Origin of the sequence: Nostoc sp. (assembly GCF_036917355.1) — a bacterium.
GTDB lineage: Bacteria > Cyanobacteriota > Cyanobacteriia > Cyanobacteriales > Nostocaceae > Nostoc.
This window is the reverse complement of record NZ_JBALDP010000101.1, coordinates 15,069-35,278: the sequence shown is the minus strand read 5'-3', so window position 1 is coordinate 35,278 and position 20,210 is coordinate 15,069. Positions and strand designations below refer to the sequence as shown.

Below are 20,210 nucleotides of genomic sequence, written 5' to 3'. Positions count from 1 at the left end.
GCCGCAGGCATCGCTTCCCCTGTTCTAGTAGCTCCGTTACAGTATTAAACCTAGCTGAGAAACAATCGAGCTTTTGTGGCTGTTAACACTGATTTATGCTCAAATTTTTAACTGTGATGAATTCTACAATTTGTTACTTTTGTTATGCTTGTAATATGGCTTTGTTTGCATTAGCAGGTACTTTGAGGAGATTAGAGCATAGGCGTACCCGCACATCTCTACGAGACGCTGCGCGTAGCTTGCTTCCACGTTCGCGTAGCGTGCCGTAGGCAAGTGGTACGACAAGCTACTTTTCTGCGAGAGGCTGCGCTCAGTACAAGCCAGTGGCCATCGTAGACATCGCCATCAAATTAAGAAAAAATTTACTTTTATTTCTAATCAATTATTAGGGTAGTCAAATACACAAATATCCGTTATATTCCCGTAAGTAACAGTTTGTATAAAAGTTTATGGGAAAAATTTGGAGAAGTCTTAAGACAGTTGCGGGTTTATTTAGCGCCATCGCACTCACACAGTTCGGGGCAAATACTTCGGTCATTGCAGCTGACACAGTTGTTATGCGTTTCGGTTTATTTACAGAATCCATTTCTCTTACTGAGTTGCAAAAGGCTGTAAAAACAGGAAAATTGCCTGGGAGTTTACAGTCTTTATCTGAAGAACAACGCCGCTTCTTCTTGGGGGCGCTGGGCATGAATATACCGATGAATGTTGTCACACTTGATAGGCTAATTAATACCCAGATTGGTACAACTATTCTCAATGACTTTGCTACAGCTTTAGCCCGAAAGGACAAAGCTGGGGTACAAGCATTGAGAGCAGGATTGGTATTAGGTTCTACTGCACCGCAAGGTCTTTCTATACTGAGTTTTATTGCTGCTTATCCCAGTAAACGCTTAGAAATTGATTTGCCAAAGGCTTTCGTTGTTGCAGGGAATTTAAATACCGCTTTTTGGCGTACCCAGCAATTCATGTTAGCGATCGCTCCCCAACTCGACCCCATAACAGCACATCCGCGAACACCGCAGATTGCTTTCCCTTTTGATCCCAGCCAACCAGGAAGCGCCCAAGTAAAAATACTTAACTTAAGTCTGAACGATCAAAAGCGCGATCGCCAAATCCCAGTTGATATTTACTGGTCAACTGCTGCAACTCCCGACAAACCCGTAATTGTCTTTTCTCACGGCTTCGGATCTGTCCGCACTGACTTGCGTTACCTAGCAGAACATTTAGCATCCCACGGTTATGTCGTAGCAGCTTTAGAACATCCCGGTAGTAATCAGGTAAATGCTAACTTAGCATTACAAGGCAAAACCAGAGTCATGAAGCCTCAAGAGTTTTTGTATCGTCCTCAAGATATTAGTTTTGTCCTCGACGAATTAGAAAAACTCAACCAAACGACTAATCATCCCCTGCAAGGGAAACTTGCAGCTACAAACGCGATGGTTGTTGGCTATTCTTTTGGTGGTGGTACAGCTTTAGCACTTGCTGGAGCCGAGTTACAACTAGAACATCTCAAACAACGCTGTAAAAAGAACCTGACTATCTTAAGTTTGGGAGAAAATATGCAGTGCATCGCTCAAGAACTACCAGAAAATAGTTATCAACTACGAGATCCCAGAATCAAACAGGCGATCGCTCTCAATCCGACAACTTCTTTGATTTTTGGCGAAACTGGATTAACTAAGATACAAGTTCCTACTATCGTGTTAGCAGGTTCCGCTGATAAAACCACCCCAGCTTTAACTGAACAAATTGTCGGATTTGAAAAAATCCCATCCCCAAAATCGCTAGTTGGTATAATTGGGGGTACTCATCTCAGTGTAAAAGACCCCAGCACCACATTAGATCAGATGGGACAACCAAATACACCGATTAGTGGCGGTGAAGTTGTCGGCGAACAAGCAGCAGATGTTCGCAAGTACGTTAAAGCTCTAACCTTGGCCTTTGCTGCACAGATGACTCCAGAAGCTAAAAACTATGCTATCTTCCTGACACCAGACTATGCTCAGTTTGCTTCAACTGCCGCATTTCCATTTCGTCTAATTACGCAGATTCCTCCTGAAGCTATGGCAGTGGTGAAAGAATTTGTTGAGAAATAAGAGACTCCCAATTAAACAAATATAGGACTTACGTATCATACATATTAACTATACTAATTTTGGGCTTTGGAGCCATGTCTAACACCCATAACAGTAAATATGCGACAAAATCGGGGTTGCAATTAGCACCTGAAATATAAATTTGACTTAATGCATATTATGGTTAATTGGTATAGTACTGTAAGTCCTAAAATATTTAATTTTGTGAGTAGCTTACTTAAGAATAGGGATATGAACGGTAGAAATCGCCGCTCATTCTGGCTCCCCCTTTGATTTTTATTTTTAGAAATATGCTGTGATTAATATACAGCTTATACAATTGGCCTTATACCAATTCTGTGTAAACTTTTTAATTACTACAAGTGTATTGCCTTGATAGTAGCCCTAAAGTTGCTGTTAAATCTACACCAAATTTTTACAGTAAAAATAACTATTTACACATAAAATTTATAATGTATTCATAAAAATAACAGAATCTTAAAAGTGTAAAAAACTAGGAGTAGATGCCGAATAATGATGATACATACGTATCCTATAGAAATCGTAAATTCTTTTTGAAAAACTCTGTCAATTAATTGTAGGGTGTGTTAGCAACATGTAGCACGCCCTACATGTGTTTCAAAATTCAAATATTAGTTCTGAAGCTAACATATTACAAACTAATTTCAAAACAAATGAAAACAAGTTATTTGATGGGAAATATGTTTGTGTATGTATTGAGGTAAATTACTTTAAGTTCACAAAACCAAATGGGAGATCGTTGTTATCTTCTGCAAGCCACAGATTAACCAAAAATCAACAACAAAGGGCTTGTTTTATTTACTTAAATAATTAGTTTTACAATACACATGTAGGTGAAACTAATTTGGGATTCAGAATTAAACAATTATTCCATTCCACTCAAGCTTATGCAACTCTATACAACTCGTGAAATTGAACAACTCCAGCAACACGAAGACCTTTCTGCCTTAATTGAAATTATGGAGTGGGTGAAAAATTTTTTAGGAAGGTCTCATCCTAACTTAGGTAGACCCGGCGCAGTTTGCCCCTTTGTACCTTACTCTCTCAAATCAAATAGTATTCGTCTAGCAGTTATTCACACAAACGATTTGTATCCAGAACAATTAGAAGAGATTGTTGGACGCTATCGAGATATATTTTTGCAAATAGATGTTAAAGAGCAGGAATTAGCAATTAATAAAGCTTTTTTACTTATTTTTCCTGACATCCATATAGAAGATGCTTCTAAAGTAATAGATAGTGTCCAACAAAAACTTAAACCTTTGTTTGTTGAGTCAGGACTGATGATAGGAGAATTTCATAAACGTAATGAAAGTCCTGGTCTGCACAACCCAAACTTTCGTCCACTTCGTAGCCCTATCCCCTTGTTGGCTATCCGGTTCATGGTTGAAGCTGACCTCCCTTTTCTTCAGAATCCTGCCGATCCACACTTACGTATTCGGTATTTGGAAGCTTATTTAAAGAATTTTGAGCATAAATTTACAGATGAAACAAAGTTTAAAAATGCTCATCAAGCATTAGCTTTAGCAAAAGAACAAATTAAACAAGAAAATTTGGTGAGTTCTTATATATAACAAATGTTTGAATTGAGGGCTGGTGATTGAGCATAGGTATGGAATATTAACAGTCTTTGCAAGTCGCTGCACCTTGAAATAAGTGGGATAAAAATGACGAATTTACTGCTACTTGCAATCGCTTAGTGCAGATAGCATCAAATCGTCATCAGAATGTAAATTATTCTACTACAGTAGAAGCGATCGCTAATTATCAATTAGTCAATATCAATACTTCAACAACTTCAATCTGATTTGTAATAATTGCACACGCATTTTTGTGAATATATTTAGAATTGCCATATTATTTGTGATATAAAAAAGCAAAGAATTTGGTAAATAAAATGGCGAAAGAAATAGAGCGTAAATATTTAGTGAGAGGAGATAGCTGGAGAGGATTAGCTGAAGGTAGTGTATATCGTCAAGGATACATTGCTACAGAAGAAAAAGCAACTGTACGTATACGTATAGTTGGTCACAAAAGTTATTTGACCATTAAAGGCCCCAATATTAAATATTCAAGATTAGAGTTTGAATATCCTATTCCTGTTCAAGATGCTCAAGAAATACTTGAGACATTATGTCAACGTCCCTTTATAGAAAAAACCAGATATAAAATAGAGTCTGGTGGTTTTATTTGGGAAATAGATGAGTTTGATGGTGTTAATAAAGGACTGATATTAGCAGAAGTTGAACTCACTGATGAAAATCAGCAAATTGAATTACCAAACTGGATTGGACAAGAAGTTTCAGATGACTCTAGATATTTCAACAGCAATTTAGTAAAATACCCTTTTTCACAATGGTAATAGCCTGATTCTGACTCCTTCCTTCTTCAACAGATATTGATTTTAACTGCTTCTTGACAACAGGATGCTTATTTCGTTGCGTAATTGATTCCTTGGGAGTCTCATTAGGAAATACCGTATCTACGGACGTGTAATTACTTGGTTAGCAAATCAAGAAAGTATAAAAATTCTAGTATATTTTCGCCTATCAATTCAGCATTAGCCCCAATAGGATGTAGCGGAATACATATCACTCGCCAGATTAACAGGTGCGTTCTTAGCTAAATGACCATTAAGAAACCTTTGCTAATCAAGCAACCGGAAGTTGGAAAGCTCATCCGTGAACTTCGTGGCACAACTAGTCTTACCCAAGAACAGTTTGCAGCATCTTTAGGTATAACTTATTCGACGGTAAACCTTTGGGAGAAAGGACATGCCAAGTCTTCATTTCTACCTATGCAAAAGATTGAGGGGATGTTAAAGGAGATGGACGATCTGGGGCAGAAAGTCTCGGTGAAGTATTTGTCGAATTAGAAAGCAGCCAGAGAGGCAAATTAATTGAAGTTACTTTCCCCCAATTAACAGGTTATCGCTACGACATAACCACAAACAACTCAATTCTAATTTTACCGATGTTTGCAGACATGCATATTTTGCGGATTACTCAACCTTTGAGTTTGAGTTTACCGTAACCGATATTTTATGCACTTTTGAAGACGAGTTTAGGTTAAAAACGCGCAAAAACTCCAAAAAATTTTTTCTTAATTGAGCGCCAATATTTTTCAGTCAACTTTATCTGGACTGTACAATGTTTGATTATTCTACCCCCGCTTTAGCTACATATCTTAATATTTCTTCGCCAAGAGCAGCTTGCACTAACGGCAACAAAGTTGCGGTCATAAATACTGAAGGTGTATGGGAAGTAGAAAGTAATGGGAAGAAAAAACTAATCCCAAACTCTAATTACGATGCTCGTGACATTGTAGCAATTGACGGCAAAACTTATGTCTTAGCTGTTCCAACAGGACTAGTAAAAATAAAAACTGACGGAACTAGACAAAAAATAGTTAGCAATACAGCTAATTCAAAGACACGGGTAAAATTTTTGCAAGATTGGATTATTTACCAGTCTGCAAATACTCTATCAATTTATGACAAAAACCTCAACTTTAAAGCCAAACAGAGTTATGGCGTAACTGAGGTAATGGATTTTGAGTATAAAAACGGGTATCTCTACACTAGTGGCTACCAGCAACAAAAGAGGTTAGGTATTCCCGTCCAGGTAGCTTTTCTTTACCGAATGGTTTTCGACGGAGCAAAAATATTTGCTTTGGCAAATTTAGCAGGAAATAACCAAGGTAAGCTTTGGGGCTACAATTCTGCCGATCTTGCTCACGACATGGCAGACACAAGACTTAACCGATTACATGTTGTTGAAGACAAGCTTTATGTCCTTGGTTCAGTTTATGGGGGTAACTCAATCTACAGGTGGAATGGCAAAGACTTATTAACAAAGACTTTGATCGCCACAGACACCTATACCAATGCCGCACAAACCCGTGACGAAACAAAGGTTTATATAGGAACTGTTAATCTGACTAATTTTACTGTCGAGCGTGGACAGCTAAGTATTCCAAGAAGACCTACAACTGCGGGGATGGGAGACGGCGCTAGCAATTTCCCTAAAACTATTTACTCAGATGGCAGTAAAATTTTTGTGGGTTCCTCTGCTGCTTATGCGATCGCCAATAGGGATAATCAAACCTTCATGGGTAAACCCATCTCTCCTTACCGTGGAGATGCATCTCTTTTAGTTGTCTCCAAAAACCTAATGACTCGCCACGCTTGGGTAACACCGGGAAATGGTGAAGTATTGCTATTTACTGATAAGTTTGCAGTAATCAAAACAGATAATAAAATCAATGACTTGGCTACAAATGTAGGAACTGCCCAACAATTACCAACAAATACTTATTTCGTTAAGTTTTAATTGAGCAACTAGATTGTAGAGAATCTCGTTTATCAATTCTTTTTTGCAGAAAACTGGCAGCCAATACAGTTTAGATAAACCCAAAACCCGGATGTAGAGGCGCGATTTATCGCGTCTGGAAAGACCAATTATCTACACCAATAACCCTTAACCCAGGCTTCTTGAACTATAAACAAGATTAATTATTAGTTTTGTTCGCGTATATTTTACGCGAACAAGTTACTTTTTTATCCAAAGTATAATACGTACTTTACATAACTATAATATGCATAGCAAGCTTGTTAAGCTAAAAGTTTTGCCCTGTCTCATCTAACTCTTATTCGATGCAGGATATATTATTTTAACCATTGAGGACAAGTATAGTTCTTGTCCTTTATTTTTTTGAGAAAGCTTTCGCCACAGACTGCATTTTATTCAAGGTAATATCAATAAATTTTAATACCCTCTTGTTTTTTTGCACAATCTATGCAAACCTCATAAATATATAATACGGTAATTTGATGTACTTATCGTATTTTACCAAAAAATTAGGTGGGTTAGCCAATAAACTCAAAATTTAGTGTCAAGTAAACTTTTTAGGAGATGTAATCGTGAGTACATATCAATCTGAGTCAGGCAATAGTTCGACTTCGCAAATGAATTTAGAGACTGATGTTCTAGTCATAAACGGTGGTGCATCAGCAACTTGGAATGCTGCTGCTCAAGGGGTAAGAGTGATACTCGTAGATAAAGGTTACTGCGGTACGAGTGCAGCAACAGCACTTTCTGGTACGGTTGCCTCGTAGATGACGAAGGGCGTCCTAATCGTCGCGCTATAAGAAGCTTATGATTATATGCGCTTGATGCGGAAAAAGATTACCAGAGCAGGCGTGAAAATACTTGACCATAGTCCAGCCTTAGAACTGCTGGTAGACACAGAAGGTTTAATAGCAGGTTGATTCCTGACCCTGAATTTGCATTTAATTTTGAGTAGAGAAATTGGTGATGATGATGCTCATGCGATCGCCTTCTTTTAACGAAGCATTGACCTTACAGGAAGCGATCCCATCGACAATATCTGTAATTAAAAGTTACTTAACGATGCACAAGTTAGAGATTTTATTAACAAGCAGTATTAAGGGCGAATACTACCTGTATTTTAAAGATAGCGAAAGAATGAAGAATGACAAATTTGTTACTTCGTCTTTCCTAAATTAGGAGTTACTAAACTTAAAATTGAACATTCGTGGAGGTCAAATCATGTTTTCTGGAAAAATTGAAAAAGAATTATTTGATGGAGAAATTTGGTCAATTTGGCAAACAACTAAATTACCAGATCATCTACAGTTATTAGTGGATCAAGAACTAGGAAAACGCGATATCTGGGAATTGCAGTCTCAAAAGCCTGACAATCAGCCTATTTATCCAAAGCTCTATGATGACTCTAGTCATTCAACAAATATTTAACAAAATAGGCAGTTCTTGCGTAGGGCAGGATAGCGTAGCGGTAGCGAGTCCGCGAGCGTCGGCTAGAGGAATACTACCCTACTCAAGAACTACTGTAGTAAATTACGGGCTGAAAGTAAGGGTTTAAGTCCCCTATCAAAGTCTTCTCTTAATTCCCACTCTTAACCAAACTGGCTATGCAGTAAGACTATTATTATTAGTTCCTTTGGGCGATAGGATGGCACTCCGTTGCTTAATTTTCACTATGCTAAATTGAGTTCTGTGCGACTGGTAGAGGGATAAACGGGTTTAATCCCACCAAATTTTGAATTTGCTGAGAGACTATAAAGTAAAGTGGTGGGTCTAAATTATCTAATGATTGCATTCTGAATTTTGACTTCTCTATTTAATTAATGCAAAATCGAATTCATGCTGTAAATCCCTCCCTAATTTATTTTACTTAGCAAGAGAAGGAATCAATATTAATGGCACATCTATTTGAACCATTCAAAATTCGTGAAGTTACCTTTCGCAACCGCATCGCCGTTTCACCGATGTGTCAATATTCCAGTACAAATGGATATGCTAATGATTGGCACGTTATTCATCTAGCTTCTCGCGCAGTTGGCGGTGCAGGTATAGTGTTCACAGAGGCGGCAGCTGTAGAGCCGCGTGGACGCATTAGCCCGCAAGATTTGGGAATTTGGTCAGATTCACACATCGAAACTTTAGCCAAGACTGTGGCATTAATTCATAACTTTGGTGCTGTTGCAGGTATTCAACTAGCTCATGCAGGTAGAAAAGCCAGCACTGCCAAACCGAGTAAAGGAGGGAAAACACTAGATGAATCTCAGGAAGGTTGGCGTCCCTTAGTTTCGAGTAGTGCGATCGCTTTTAGCAAAGATAGCCCAGTTCCAGAAGCCCTAAATCTTGAGGGAATTCAAGAAATTATTAACGCCTTTGCTCAAGCTGCCAAACGTTCTCTCCAAGCTGGTTTCAAGGTAGTAGAAATCCATGCTGCCCACGGTTATCTACTGCACCAATTTCTTTCACCTCTTTCTAACCACCGTCAAGATGATTATGGTGGCAGCTTTGAAAATCGGACTCGTCTGCTTAGAGAAATAGTTCAAGCAGTCCGAGAGGTTTGGCCTCAGACACATCCACTTTGGGTACGCATCTCCGCCACCGATTGGGTAGACAATGGCTGGGACATTGAGCAAAGTATTGCTTTAAGCGACAAACTCAAGTCTTTAGGAGTTGATCTCATCGACAATTCATCAGGCGGTATCATACCGGGCGTTCATATCCCAATTAAACCTGGTTATCAGACTCAGTTTGCCGAACGCATCCGCCGCGAAGCTAATATTCATACAGGAGCCGTGGGCTTAATTACATCCCCTGAACAAGCTGACGAGATTATTCGTACAGAAGTCGCTGATATAGTCCTGTTAGGACGCGAACTACTCCGCAATCCTTACTGGCCACATCTGGCAGCCAAACAACTTGGACACGATAAACTCTGGCCTGTTCAATACGATCGCGCTTGGCTGTAAGAGGATGTTTTAAAAGTAGGGGGCTATTGTAAGAAAACTCACCAGGCTTTTCTAATAGTTAGAGAAAGGACACCTGCGCCGCCTTCCGTAGCCTCTCAGAACAGCAAATATTTTCCGTCTCCCAGGCGTTCGGAGTCGAGTTCATCGGCTTCTAATTTATACACTGCTTGGATGGCAGTTTCCAAGACATATTTCAGGGTGGTTTCATACAAAGAAAGAAAAAACCTTTTTTCTCCACCCTCTACAAACCATTATTATTTTTCTCTGGTTGTATGAAACCACCCTGCCTCTCACGGATGGGAGAGGGGCTGGGAGTGAGGGCAAAACTTTGTCACCAAGCGGGTTTAGCGTTAAGTTGACACCTATGCACAACAGTGATGTCTTACCAAGTCACGCGATCGCTCCATTTTTCTAAAGTTCTAGCATTCACTCCTGGAACTCGTTCTAAGTCTTGTAAAGATGTAAATTTTTGCTGTTGACGACTAATAATTATTCGCTGTGCTAACTTCTTACCCACGCCTGGGAGAGTTACTAATTCTTCTAAACTAGCGGTATTGATATTTACTTTTTGAGTTGCTTGTAACTCAGTTGATGAAGAAGTTTTTATTTGAGGACACCGTGTTTGTTCTAATTTGATTTTTTCTTGAATTGCTGGTGGTAAACCGGGTTTGAATTTGGTATAAAGACGATCAAATTCTCGCACATAATGGGCAGCAACTATCGGATTTTCAATCACTACAAGCGTCTCGTCGTTACCATTATTGGCAGCATCTGACCAATTATGAGAACCTGTAATTACTGTTTGACTATCAATAACACCAAATTTGTGATGCAATAAATCGCCTTTGGGTAACACAGGTACGCCTACAGTAGTAATTGGATTTGACCAAGGATGATTGTCAATTTCATATTTACATTTGTTACTAAGAGCAAAACCCATCATATCTAAGGCTTCGCTATAAGGACGGTAGGCGAATTGTGGTTCAATTAAAGCGCGAATTTGCACACTTTGTTGATGGCGTTTTTCTAAAATATTGGCGAGAGGCTGTTCGGAAAAGACAAATAACGCCATATCAATAGACTTGGTTGCTGAATCTAAAGTTTTACCAATTAAACCGTTACTAGTGTTATTCCAAGGTTGAGTTGGAGAAGTAGGCGAAAATTGCACAGTAATTTTGGTATTACCCAAAGTTATTTGTTTAGGTAAACGTGTCGGTTTTTGCAAACCAAATCGACTATCTGGCTGACCTCCCGGCCCGTCTCCCCACATAATATTAAACTCTTCTGTAAATAAAGCAGCTAATTCTGGGCTGTCAATCTGCAAGAAATTATTGGCATTACCTAAACTGCTGGAATTTGTAAAATCACCTGAAGTATCACTTAATGTAAAATTAGCTGAAGTGATAATTACGAGGCGATTGTCCACAATCACAAATTTATGATGCATCAAGCTGCTACCCGCTGAACCATCTGCTCGATCGTCTAGCCAGGGAATTTTGGCATTCTGCAAAATTATCAAAGCATCTCTTTGATTGATTTCGGTTGGACTAAGCTGATTATCTTGATTAATATCGATAAATTTGCGAAATTCGTTGTAGCGTTCTTGTTCTCTTTTATCTAACTTACCTACTTCAGTAGATGTTAAGTTACTCCAAGGTCGGCTATAGATATTTTCTAAAATTATCCTGACTTTTACCCCAGCTTTTTGTCTATCAACCAATGCTTGGGCAACTTTGGGTAAACGTAATTCTTGCACCGCTATATCTACTGTGGATTTAGCATTTGTAATCGCATCCACAATCTGTTTTTCTAAATCATCCCCCAGGCGAGTTTGCTGACGGTAAGCTTCTTGGTATTCTGAAGACTCAGAATGGTTAAAGTAAGCCTGAATTAACGGGTCTTGTGGTAAGGGTGCTGGACGCTGATTGTAGGACTGGACTCGTTGACAACCAGCGAGGGAGAATATCAGTAAAAAGATATATAAAAAATATCTTTGTCTAGAGATAAGTTGCACTGTAATCTGTTAAAAGTGGATTGGGAGTGGATATATTTATCATTCCCAAAATTTTGTGGTCTGAATTAAGTAGAGAAATAAGTTTCCAAGTAAGGGGAAAAATCCACTATTAGATGTAAAATTACAGATATTTTTTTCAGGATTTGTCCACTCAAACTGTATATACTGAAAAATCCGCAGTCTATCACCAACGTGTGTTCTCACCATTATCGGTTATATGCAAATTTATCTAGATTACAGCGCCACTACTCCGACTCGAAAAGAAGCGATCGCAGTTATGCAAACAATCCTCACTCAACAGTGGGGCAATCCTTCCAGTTTACATGAGTGGGGACAACGGGCGGCAACGGTTGTAGAACAAGCCAGAGTCCAAGTAGCTGGTTTAATTAACGCCGCCAGTCCTGAATCGATCGTTTTTACCTCTGGTGGCACTGAGGCAGATAATCTAGCAATTATGGGTGTAGCTCGGTTGTATGCTGTTCCTCAACATCTAATTATTTCCAGCGTCGAGCATTCGGCAATTTCTGAAACAGCAAGGTTGCTAGAAATGTGGGGTTGGGAAGTTACGCGCTTGTCTGTAGATATTAAAGGTAGAGTCAATCCCCTAGATTTAAAGGCGGCGTTGCGACATAACACAGTTTTAGTTTCTATAATTTACGGACAAAGTGAAGTTGGAACTGTGCAACCGATCGCAGAACTGGGTAAGATAGTGCGACCGCATGCTGCTTTGTTCCATACAGATGCAGTGCAAGCTGCGGGACGCTTACCCATAGATGTGCAACAACTTCCTGTAGACTTACTTAGCCTTTCTAGTCATAAAATATATGGGCCGCAAGGTGCAGGGGCGCTGTATGTGCGTCCTGGGGTAGATTTGATGTCTTTGCTGAGTGGTGGTGGACAAGAAATGGGGCTGCGTTCTGGTACGCAAGCAGTACCGATAATTGCCGGATTTGGTGTAGCAGCAGAATTAGCAGCCGAAGAATTAGCTACAGAAACACCACGATTAATTGAGTTACGCGATCGCGCCTTTGCCCAATTAGCTGAGATTCCTGGTTTAATCCCTACAGGGGATACTTGCGATCGTTTACCTCACCATATCAGTATGTGCTTAGAAAACGCCGATGGGAAAAAACTTAGCGGTAAAGCCTTGGTACGACAGTTAAATCTTGCTGGCATCGGCATCAGTGCTGGTGCTGCCTGTCACAGTGGTAAACTTAGCCCTAGCCCGATATTGTTAGCGATGGGCTATTCCGAAAAAGCCGCTTTGGGCGGAATTCGCATCACATTGGGGCGTGAGACGACTGAAGCTGATATAGATTGGACAGTGATGGTGTTGAAGCAAGTTTTGCAAAGGCTAACACCGGATTTATCTTTAGTTAAGCGTTGATAGCTCATACTAAAATTTAGATACAGCATTTGTCGGAGTGTTTTCTATGTCCCTGCAAGAGCTTAAAGAGCAAGCCCGTCAACTGCCAGCAAGCGATCGCCTTGAACTCGTCCGTGCGATTATTGAATCCTTGCAAGATGTTCCAAGCCAACCACCTGAGCGATCGCACATCATCAAGCAGATGAAAGGTTTATTGAAGACTGACAAGCCAGCGCCGACTGATGAACAAGTGGAGTTCATACTAGAACAGCATCGGGTGGAGAAATATCTTTAGTGAGAGTTTTGATTGATACCAACATCATTCTAGATTATTTGCTAGACCGAGAGCCATTTTTGCAAGATGCGGAAGCCCTATTTAATTTGATCGATTCTGGACAAGTAGTTGGATACGTGACTGCAACAACACTCACTGATATTTTCTACATCGCCCGCAGACAAACTCAAAGTATTGAACTCGCTAGACAGGCAGTTTCAACCATACTGGCAGTTTTGGTTATTTGCTCTGTAAATCGGGCTATTTTAGAAGCAGCTTTTGCGTCTGGTTTAGCTGATTTTGAGGATGCGGTACAAATTTATTGTGCAGTTGCTCAGAGGTTAGACGCGATCGTTACTCGCGATTCGCAGGGGTTTTCCAATTCAGCTATACCCGTTTTATCAGTGCGTCAGCTATTAGAGCAGCTTGGATCAGTTGAGGAGACGCAGGATTGATCGTTTCAGCATAACGAAGAAGTGCGATCGGCGATTGCTCTTGCCTCAATCTACGTTGTCTTCTCTCTACATATCCTGACCTACTTTGCTAAGGCTTGGAAATACCAGAATACCATCTCTTCCACCAAGGAGTATTTGCCCAATGAAATTCGCGCTCAATTTTGACTAAAAGTTCTGCAATTTTTGAAGCTTCCCACTGCTTTAATTCATCGATTTTTCCTGGCTGAGATAATTCTTCACTTAAATATTCTGACATAACCTTGTCAATCCATTCGTTGCTAACTTTATTATTTATTATCACAAGAAAATCTACTATTTCGTTTGGTAGATTTTTCTGCCTTAATTCATCTATTGCTCCTGGCTGAGAAAGTCTTTTTTCAAGTGCATTAAGAATTTTTTTCTCTTTTTGCTTGAAATCTACATTTTTCAATTCTCTTTCATACCAAAAAGCAAAAAGTACTATTAACAGTAGACTGCCAGTGTATATATAAAAATTGCTTGTCCACAAGTATAACCAATCTTTTTGGTATAGAGCTTTATAGTTCAAGAGATTATCATACGATAGTTTTCGTTCCGATATACCTTTTGCTAGTATACTAGGTACTACCTGCACTTCATCTGATTTATTGCCTATAATTGTGTATGTAATTTTGAATACAGGTTGAGGAATATCTAAGTCACTTTTTTCAGATATCTTCTCTATTTTAGAACGATTAATGTTTTTTATTCTATAACCAAATCTTTGTCCTTTCGGATTGTCTGGAGGCTTGATGCTAGTCTTATTTTCTACAGCATCTTTAATACTTCCTCCAATTTCATCAGCTATTATTATTAAAGGTTTAATCAGATTTGGTTTGGGACTTATATCAATATATAAATCTACATTCTCATAATCTTGATCGGATAAGTTATAGAGTAAAAACTGAACTTGACTAACTTCTTGTACTGGATTTTTATTATCATTATTAAAAATAACTTTTATTTTATCCTTTGGAATATTTCTTTCTGAACCTATAATATTTGTTTCGTTAACCGCATAGTCCAAATATCTAGTTTTATTTTGTTCTTGAGTAACTAAAATAGTAGCTATAGAACTTAATAAAGCACCAATTAAAGCAGGAAAAACCCAGTTAGCTAAGTTTTCTAATACTCTTTGCATATTCTGCCCATAAAATCTTCTTGAGTAGATAATTAGATACATTCAGATGGTTCTTTAATACCATCAGTAAATGTAGCTAATGATACCTTGGTAAAAGCAAAGATAACTTAGCAATAATAATTTAGTCAAGTGATATTTTAGCTGGTGTAATGACATTGTGTTCTAGGGGTTTGCCGATTGTTGGCGCAGCGTCTACGAACAGGAAAAGGCAGCACTCTATGTCACTGCTGCCGAAAGCATCACCCCAGTTTTTTACAAATAGGTAAAATTTTGAGCGTGTCTCCGATGCGATCGCAATTCTCATGCAAGTTCCTGGTAAGAGCGATATTTATGCAGTTTGCGATCACTTTCGGCAAGAAATAACTGGCCATAGGCGATCGTCTTTACCATATTGATCCTTGCGTCACCATCATATTCCTCGGCAGGACTGCTAGGATTTCCATAGATTCGGTTTAACAATGAGCTACTCAAGCAAGTTTCAGAGTTGCATTTATCAAATTTCGTGCTAACCAGACCAGAAATATTAGCTAATTTCAGGACAATAACACCATGAACACTGCTAAACTCACCACTGATGGCACTCACCAAATCGTTATTTTACCCGAAGACTTTCAACTTACTGGGACTGAAGTTTATATCAAAAAAATTGGTAACGCCATTGTTCTGATTGCCAAAGATAACCCTTGGGAATCCCTCATTGATAGTCTAGACAATTTTTCTGATGACTTCATGACTACCAGAGATCAGTTACTCCTCGACACCAGAGAGAGCTTTTAAATGCGATACCTGCTTGATATGGACATCTGCATTTACCTAATAAAGCAAAAACCGCAAAAAGTACTGGATAAATTTCAAACCCTTAGCATTTCTGATGTTGGTATCTCCTCTATCACAATTGCCGAACTAGAATATGGAGTTGCCAAAAGCCAACAGCAAGAGAAAAACCGCATCGCCCTGCTACAATTTCTGCTACCTCTATAAATTGTCGAATTCAATCAAGCATCTGCAACGATTTACGGCAGCATCAGAAGCGATCTCGAAAGTAGAGGACTTATTATTGGTGCAATGGATATGCTCATTGCTTCTCATGCGCTGAGTTTAGGAGTTACCCTAGTTACCAATAATGTGCGAGAGTTTTCTCGTATTCCTACGCTCCTATTAGAAAACTGGGTTGAGTAATTGTCAATATGCTAGATGTGATGATATTGCGTTACTGGCATCCTGTAATATCAATCCAAATAACTTTAAGATCGGTATCATGAGTATTATCGTCTTCGGCAGCATAAATATAGATTTGGTAGCAACAACACCCAGGTTGCCAGTTGCAGGAGAAACGTTGCTAGGAGAAGAATTTTTTAAAGTTTCGGGAGGGAAAGGAGCCAATCAAGCCGTAGCATTAGCAAAATTGGGCATTCCTACCCAGATAGTAGGGCGTGTAGGTGCAGACGATTTTGGTAAGGAACTTGTTAACAATTTGCAAACATCTGGTGTGCAGACTGATAACATTTTTGTGGATAAAACTGTTAGTTCTGGAGTCGCGATTATCACCGTGAGTCAGACTGGTGAAAATCAAATCGTCGTTATTCCTGGTGCAAATGGGCGCGTCAATCAAGAAGATGTAGAGCGATTATCCCACTTTTTACCAGAAGCTACAGCACTACTTTTACAACTAGAAATTCCTATTCCTGCCGTGGTTGCTGCTGCTAAAGCCGCAAAAGGTGCAAATATAAAAGTAATTTTTGACCCCGCACCCGCACAATCTAATTTACCAGATGAATTGTATCCATTGGTGGACATTATTACACCGAATGAAGTTGAAGCAGCGCAATTGGTTGGTTTTCCTGTGAATGGAGAGGAACAAGCAGCCAAAGCAGCTGCGGTTTTGTTGGAAAGGGGTGTGAAATGTGCGATCGTCAAACTTGGTGCTAAGGGTGTTTTTTGTGCCACTGCTGAAGAAAAGTTTTTTGTACCCGCGTTTTCAGTTCATGCAGTTGACACAGTAGCCGCAGGCGATGCTTTTAATGGTGGTTTAGCGGCGGCACTTTTTGAAAGACTTTCCTTACATCAAGCAGTTATTTGGGGTGCAGCAGCAGGTGCTTTGACAGCGACAAAACCAGGCGCACAAACTTCGCTACCGGATAGGTTTACATTTGATGCATTTCTTCAGGAAAGGGGAATGGATAGTAGTTTTCAAGGGTAGGTATTTAAAAAAGTATAGAATAAACAGGTAAAATGCTTATCTCATAGGGATTGGCAGAAATATCAGTGAAAAGCTTCTGGACGATGTAGGGTGTATAGCAGGAGAAATGCAGGTGGGAAAAGTGAGGAATTAAGTATGGCACTATATCTAGACTCTGCGATCGCATCGGAAGCTGAAGTTGTTAAGCTTTGGGGATGGGTAAAAGGTATTACAACAAATCCCACGTTGTTATCTCAAAGCGATACTCCACCAGAAACCACGCTTAAAAAGTTGGTTGCCTTGACAAATGGCCCGTTATACTATCAACTTGTGGCATCTGATAAAGCTGGGATGCTAGCTGAAGGTAGAAAAGCTTTCCAGATTATTGGTTCACAAACAATTTTGAAGATTCCTGCAACACCGTTAGGGTTTGAAGTGGTGGCGAGTCTATCGCCAGAAATTACCTGTTCGGTGACAGCAATTTATAGTCCAGCTCAGGCAGCAGTAGCACGAGAAGCAGGAGCTAAAATTGCCATAGCTTATGTAAATCGAGCTACCCGATTGTTAGGTGATGGTATTGCCTTGGTGCGGGATATGGCTAGCGTACTCAAAGGCAGTGATACGGAAATCTTAGCAGCTAGTATCAAATCTCCTGAAGAAGCAGCCGCATCGTTGCAAGCTGGGGCGGATCATTTAACTTTACCACTGGCAATGTTGCAGGCGATCGCAACTCATGAATTCTCACAAAAGACTGTTGAAGAATTCGCTAAAGGAGGCATTGGTTTAAGTAATTCGTAATTCGTAATTGCTATTTGTTCAATAAGTGAATTTAGCTAAACTATAAAAATCAAATTTACTCAACATCTCCAAAAATGTGAATACCGCAGGTACTTGCAGAGCATTAGATAAAGTTGCAGTTGCAATTACTCTTTCGAGGGGTGCAGGTAAACTGTATACTTGCACCTTTGGGGGAATGGGTACAGCTGCTAAACGAGGCATAATAGCTGCTCTTAATCCTTGATTCACCATGCTAACGACTGTGGAATCTTCTTGAATGTCGCTAGCAGTATGGATTGGAATTGCGAAAGTCTTCAGGTGGTTGTGAAGAATACGTCCGCAAGGTGTACAAGGAAGCAAAACAGGCGGATAGGCTGCTATATCTTCCCAAGTAATTTGCGAACTGCTAACTTTGCTATCTGGTGGTAGTAAAGCTACATACTCATCCCGAAAAATTTCCCAGGTTTCAAATTCTTCACCAGTTGGTAGGCAGGTAATACCAATATCGGCACGTCCATCATGCAAACACTGCTCTACATCCGTGAAAGCAGCACACTCTATGATTGTGACAGCAATTTCTGGGAATTGATTGTGAAATTGTGCGATCGCTTTTGGTAATAGATGAGTAGCGACGCTCCGAAAAGCCGCAATTCGCACATGGCCGCCGTGTAAACCTTTATGCAAGTTTGCTTCGTGTTGCATCATCTGTAGATGCTGCATTGCTTGACGCGCATGATACAAAATGCGCTCTCCAGCAGGTGTCAGCACAGCACCGTGACGACCTCTAGCAAATAAGGGCACACCTAATTCTTCTTCTAGGGTGGCGATCGCATGACTAATTGCAGGTTGGGAAAGCTGCAATTCTAAGGCTGCTTCACTAAAGTTACCACGATCTGCGACTGCAACTATGGCTCGGAGTTGGGAGAGTTTCATAGGCAATTGATGAGAACAAGGGTATACACATCCTGACTTTATTGTGGCAAAAAGGTTGTATTAGTGATTTTTCATATCTATAAATCCCATTTATAGAACCTATACAAGCCATGATTTGATTCCTAACTGAGATGTTGTTACTGTTTTATTTACTGAGCAACTTTCAGGAATAATTTTATGAACAATAACATTAGGTGTTTACAAAAAGAAGATATAGAAATAAATTGTAGTCCGTCATTCCAGAAAAAAAACAACTCAAACTTCTGGAAATCTCTGCATCTGATTTGGGAAAATTTTGTCAAAAAACTCCTAGCAGATCCGAATGAATTACAAGTTTGGCAAAAGGTCGATCGCCACGGTAATATCTATTGGCAAGCTTACGACCCTGTAACCGGAAAATCTTTTTCATCAGGTTCGGAAACTGATGTGTCTATGTGGATTGAACAACTTTATCGGTATTAAAAACATGACACAACTTACTTTAGTAATTGGCAACAAAAATTATTCATCTTGGTCGCTTCGTCCTTGGTTAGCGATGATGGAATTTGGTTTAGAATTCAATGAGATTCGGATTTCTCTCTACAACAACCCAGATTTTTCATCGAAAATTCGGCAATACTCGTCATCAGGAAAAGTACCTGTGTTATTGCACGATAAACAAACAGTGTGGGATTCTCTCGCTATTTGTGAATATCTAGCGGAAACATTTCCGAATCTGCACTGGTGGCCAGAGAATAAAGCTGCAAGAGCATTAGCTCGTTCTATCAGTGCAGAAATGCACTCAGGATTTCAAAACTTGCGTCAGAATATGCCGATGAACTGCCGTACTAAATATCCTGGTAAAGGTTTAGAAACCGGCGTACAACAAGACATCGACCGCATTACTACTATTTGGCAAGAATCACGTCAAAAGTTTGGGACTACTGGCAATTTTTTATTTGGCAATTTTACGATTGCGGATGCGTTTTTTGCTCCAGTTGTCCTGCGTTTTATAGCCTATGATGTGCAGTTAGATACTGTTTCTAGAAATTATGTTGATTCAGTTTTAGAACTTCCAGCAATGCAAGAGTGGATAAATGCAGCAAAGAATGAGACAGAAGTTATTCCCCAATATGAGTTTTAGGAAAATATTAGATAGCGAGAATAAGAAGGGTAGGAATATTTTAATTCGATATGCAAATAAAAAAGATATTCCTGCCATTATGGAATTGATTCATTTGAAAGCTGAATTTGATGGTTGTCCTGAATCTGTAGAAGCAACTCCTCAAAAGCTAGAAACTGATTTATTTGGAGAAACACCTCTTGCTTTTGTTCTTTTGGCTGAGGTTAATGGCGATACTATTGGGTTGGCAACCTATCACTTTATCTATTCAACTTTTTTAGCAAAACCTGGAATTTGGCTTGATGATTTATATATCAAAGCTGAATATCGAAGCCACCGAGTTGGCCAGGCACTCATGCTACGCTTGCGCCAGATTGCCAAAGAAAAAGGTTGTGGCAGAATCGATTGGACTGTAGCTGTGTCTAACGAGCGTGGAATCAATTTTTATGAAAAAATAGGTGCAAAGATCATTAATAAAGTAAAATTATGCCGCTTAGACGGTCAAATGTTATAGTAGCGTGG

At 39.5% G+C, this 20,210-nt stretch carries 25 protein-coding genes; 20 read left to right on the top strand and 5 right to left on the bottom strand.

From position 1 onward, the window contains the following. The first annotated feature begins 449 nt into the window (after positions 1-449). The 9 genes from V7K53_RS29980 (at position 450) to namA (ending at position 9,429) form a co-directional block, all read left to right on the top strand. Positions 450-2,099 carry an alpha/beta hydrolase gene (locus V7K53_RS29980; RefSeq protein ID WP_335201120.1) on the top strand — a complete coding sequence of 550 codons (1,650 nt, stop codon included), beginning with the start codon at positions 450-452 and terminating at the stop codon, positions 2,097-2,099. Positions 2,100-3,007: 908 nt separating this feature from the next. Next, positions 3,008-3,694, top strand: a complete 687-nt coding sequence (locus V7K53_RS29975) for a DUF6875 domain-containing protein (RefSeq protein ID WP_335201119.1) — start codon at positions 3,008-3,010, stop codon at positions 3,692-3,694. Between the two features lie 323 nt (positions 3,695-4,017). Further along, a complete protein-coding gene (locus V7K53_RS29970) occupies positions 4,018-4,482 on the top strand; it encodes a CYTH domain-containing protein (RefSeq protein ID WP_335201118.1) in 465 nt (154 codons plus the stop codon). Positions 4,483-4,746: 264 nt separating this feature from the next. Next, the gene (locus tag V7K53_RS29965; RefSeq protein ID WP_335201117.1) at positions 4,747-4,995 is read left to right on the top strand and encodes a helix-turn-helix domain-containing protein; all 249 of its coding nucleotides are present in this window, start codon (positions 4,747-4,749) and stop codon (positions 4,993-4,995) included. 274 nt (positions 4,996-5,269) lie between these two features. Beyond that, the gene (locus V7K53_RS29960) at positions 5,270-6,451 is read left to right on the top strand and encodes a hypothetical protein (RefSeq protein ID WP_335201116.1); all 1,182 of its coding nucleotides are present in this window, start codon (positions 5,270-5,272) and stop codon (positions 6,449-6,451) included. Positions 6,452-7,041: 590 nt separating this feature from the next. After that, the gene (locus tag V7K53_RS29955) at positions 7,042-7,236 is read left to right on the top strand and encodes a hypothetical protein (protein WP_335201115.1); all 195 of its coding nucleotides are present in this window, start codon (positions 7,042-7,044) and stop codon (positions 7,234-7,236) included. 199 nt (positions 7,237-7,435) lie between these two features. Continuing rightward, entirely contained in the window at positions 7,436-7,648 is a 213-nt protein-coding gene (locus V7K53_RS29950) for a hypothetical protein (protein ID WP_335201114.1), read from the top strand. Positions 7,649-7,690: 42 nt separating this feature from the next. Beyond that, on the top strand, positions 7,691-7,897 hold the full coding sequence (locus V7K53_RS29945) for a hypothetical protein (protein WP_335005277.1): 207 nt from the start codon (positions 7,691-7,693) through the stop codon (positions 7,895-7,897). Positions 7,898-8,361: 464 nt separating this feature from the next. Then, a complete protein-coding gene (gene namA / locus V7K53_RS29940) occupies positions 8,362-9,429 on the top strand; it encodes an NADPH dehydrogenase NamA (protein ID WP_335201113.1) in 1,068 nt (355 codons plus the stop codon). Between the two features lie 382 nt (positions 9,430-9,811). On the opposite strand, the gene V7K53_RS29935 is transcribed toward namA, so the two are convergent. Next, entirely contained in the window at positions 9,812-11,443 is a 1,632-nt protein-coding gene (locus tag V7K53_RS29935; RefSeq protein ID WP_335201112.1) for a DUF655 domain-containing protein, read from the bottom strand. A 217-nt stretch (positions 11,444-11,660) separates the two neighbouring features. Between V7K53_RS29935 and V7K53_RS29930 the strand changes: the two genes are divergently transcribed. From V7K53_RS29930 to V7K53_RS29920, 3 genes are read left to right on the top strand one after another with little or no spacing between them, the layout of a single operon-like run. Next, positions 11,661-12,830, top strand: coding sequence for a cysteine desulfurase family protein (locus tag V7K53_RS29930; protein WP_335201111.1), 1,170 nt, complete (start codon positions 11,661-11,663; stop codon positions 12,828-12,830). 46 nt (positions 12,831-12,876) lie between these two features. After that, positions 12,877-13,104 (top strand): hypothetical protein, encoded by a 228-nt coding sequence (locus V7K53_RS29925; RefSeq protein WP_335201110.1) that lies wholly within the window; start codon positions 12,877-12,879, stop codon positions 13,102-13,104. Further along, entirely contained in the window at positions 13,104-13,538 is a 435-nt protein-coding gene (locus V7K53_RS29920; protein WP_335201109.1) for a PIN domain-containing protein, read from the top strand. Before V7K53_RS29925 ends, V7K53_RS29920 begins: the two co-directional genes overlap by 1 nt. 88 nt (positions 13,539-13,626) lie before the next feature. On the opposite strand, the gene V7K53_RS29915 is transcribed toward V7K53_RS29920, so the two are convergent. The 3 genes from V7K53_RS29915 to V7K53_RS29905 all read right to left on the bottom strand — a co-directional run bounded on the left by V7K53_RS29915 (position 13,627) and on the right by V7K53_RS29905 (position 15,156). Continuing rightward, the gene (locus V7K53_RS29915) at positions 13,627-14,697 is read right to left on the bottom strand and encodes a hypothetical protein (RefSeq protein WP_335201108.1); all 1,071 of its coding nucleotides are present in this window, start codon (positions 14,695-14,697) and stop codon (positions 13,627-13,629) included. 121 nt (positions 14,698-14,818) lie between these two features. After that, the gene (locus V7K53_RS29910; RefSeq protein ID WP_335201107.1) at positions 14,819-15,001 is read right to left on the bottom strand and encodes a hypothetical protein; all 183 of its coding nucleotides are present in this window, start codon (positions 14,999-15,001) and stop codon (positions 14,819-14,821) included. Beyond that, positions 14,998-15,156, bottom strand: coding sequence for a hypothetical protein (locus V7K53_RS29905; RefSeq protein ID WP_335201106.1), 159 nt, complete (start codon positions 15,154-15,156; stop codon positions 14,998-15,000). The genes V7K53_RS29910 and V7K53_RS29905 overlap by 4 nt, the downstream gene beginning before the upstream one ends. Before the next feature lie 90 nt (positions 15,157-15,246). Between V7K53_RS29905 and V7K53_RS29900 the strand changes: the two genes are divergently transcribed. The 5 genes from V7K53_RS29900 to V7K53_RS29880 all read left to right on the top strand — a co-directional run bounded on the left by V7K53_RS29900 (position 15,247) and on the right by V7K53_RS29880 (position 17,674). Beyond that, positions 15,247-15,474 carry an antitoxin gene (locus V7K53_RS29900; RefSeq protein WP_335201105.1) on the top strand — a complete coding sequence of 76 codons (228 nt, stop codon included), beginning with the start codon at positions 15,247-15,249 and terminating at the stop codon, positions 15,472-15,474. Beyond that, on the top strand, positions 15,475-15,678 hold the full coding sequence (locus V7K53_RS29895) for a type II toxin-antitoxin system VapC family toxin (protein WP_335201104.1): 204 nt from the start codon (positions 15,475-15,477) through the stop codon (positions 15,676-15,678). After that, a complete protein-coding gene (locus V7K53_RS29890; protein ID WP_335201132.1) occupies positions 15,679-15,876 on the top strand; it encodes a PIN domain-containing protein in 198 nt (65 codons plus the stop codon). Positions 15,877-15,955: 79 nt separating this feature from the next. Beyond that, complete coding sequence (gene rbsK, locus V7K53_RS29885; RefSeq protein WP_335201103.1) at positions 15,956-16,897, top strand: ribokinase; 942 nt, start codon at positions 15,956-15,958, stop codon at positions 16,895-16,897. 135 nt (positions 16,898-17,032) lie between these two features. Next, positions 17,033-17,674, top strand: a complete 642-nt coding sequence (locus tag V7K53_RS29880; protein ID WP_335201102.1) for a transaldolase family protein — start codon at positions 17,033-17,035, stop codon at positions 17,672-17,674. Positions 17,675-17,692: 18 nt separating this feature from the next. Here V7K53_RS29880 and V7K53_RS29875 read toward each other — a convergent pair whose 3' ends face one another. Next, entirely contained in the window at positions 17,693-18,586 is an 894-nt protein-coding gene (locus V7K53_RS29875; protein ID WP_335201101.1) for a LysR family transcriptional regulator, read from the bottom strand. Positions 18,587-18,763: 177 nt separating this feature from the next. On the opposite strand from V7K53_RS29875, the gene V7K53_RS29870 reads away from it, so the two are divergent. Genes V7K53_RS29870 through V7K53_RS29860 form a run of 3 tightly spaced genes read left to right on the top strand, consistent with a single transcriptional unit; the run spans position 18,764 to position 20,202 of the window. Beyond that, positions 18,764-19,048: a hypothetical protein gene (locus tag V7K53_RS29870; RefSeq protein WP_335201100.1), complete on the top strand. Its 285-nt coding sequence runs from the start codon at positions 18,764-18,766 to the stop codon at positions 19,046-19,048. Between the two features lie 4 nt (positions 19,049-19,052). Then, positions 19,053-19,709, top strand: a complete 657-nt coding sequence (locus V7K53_RS29865; protein WP_335201098.1) for a glutathione S-transferase family protein — start codon at positions 19,053-19,055, stop codon at positions 19,707-19,709. After that, a complete protein-coding gene (locus V7K53_RS29860; RefSeq protein WP_335201096.1) occupies positions 19,699-20,202 on the top strand; it encodes a GNAT family N-acetyltransferase in 504 nt (167 codons plus the stop codon). Before V7K53_RS29865 ends, V7K53_RS29860 begins: the two co-directional genes overlap by 11 nt. Positions 20,203-20,210 lie beyond the last annotated feature (8 nt).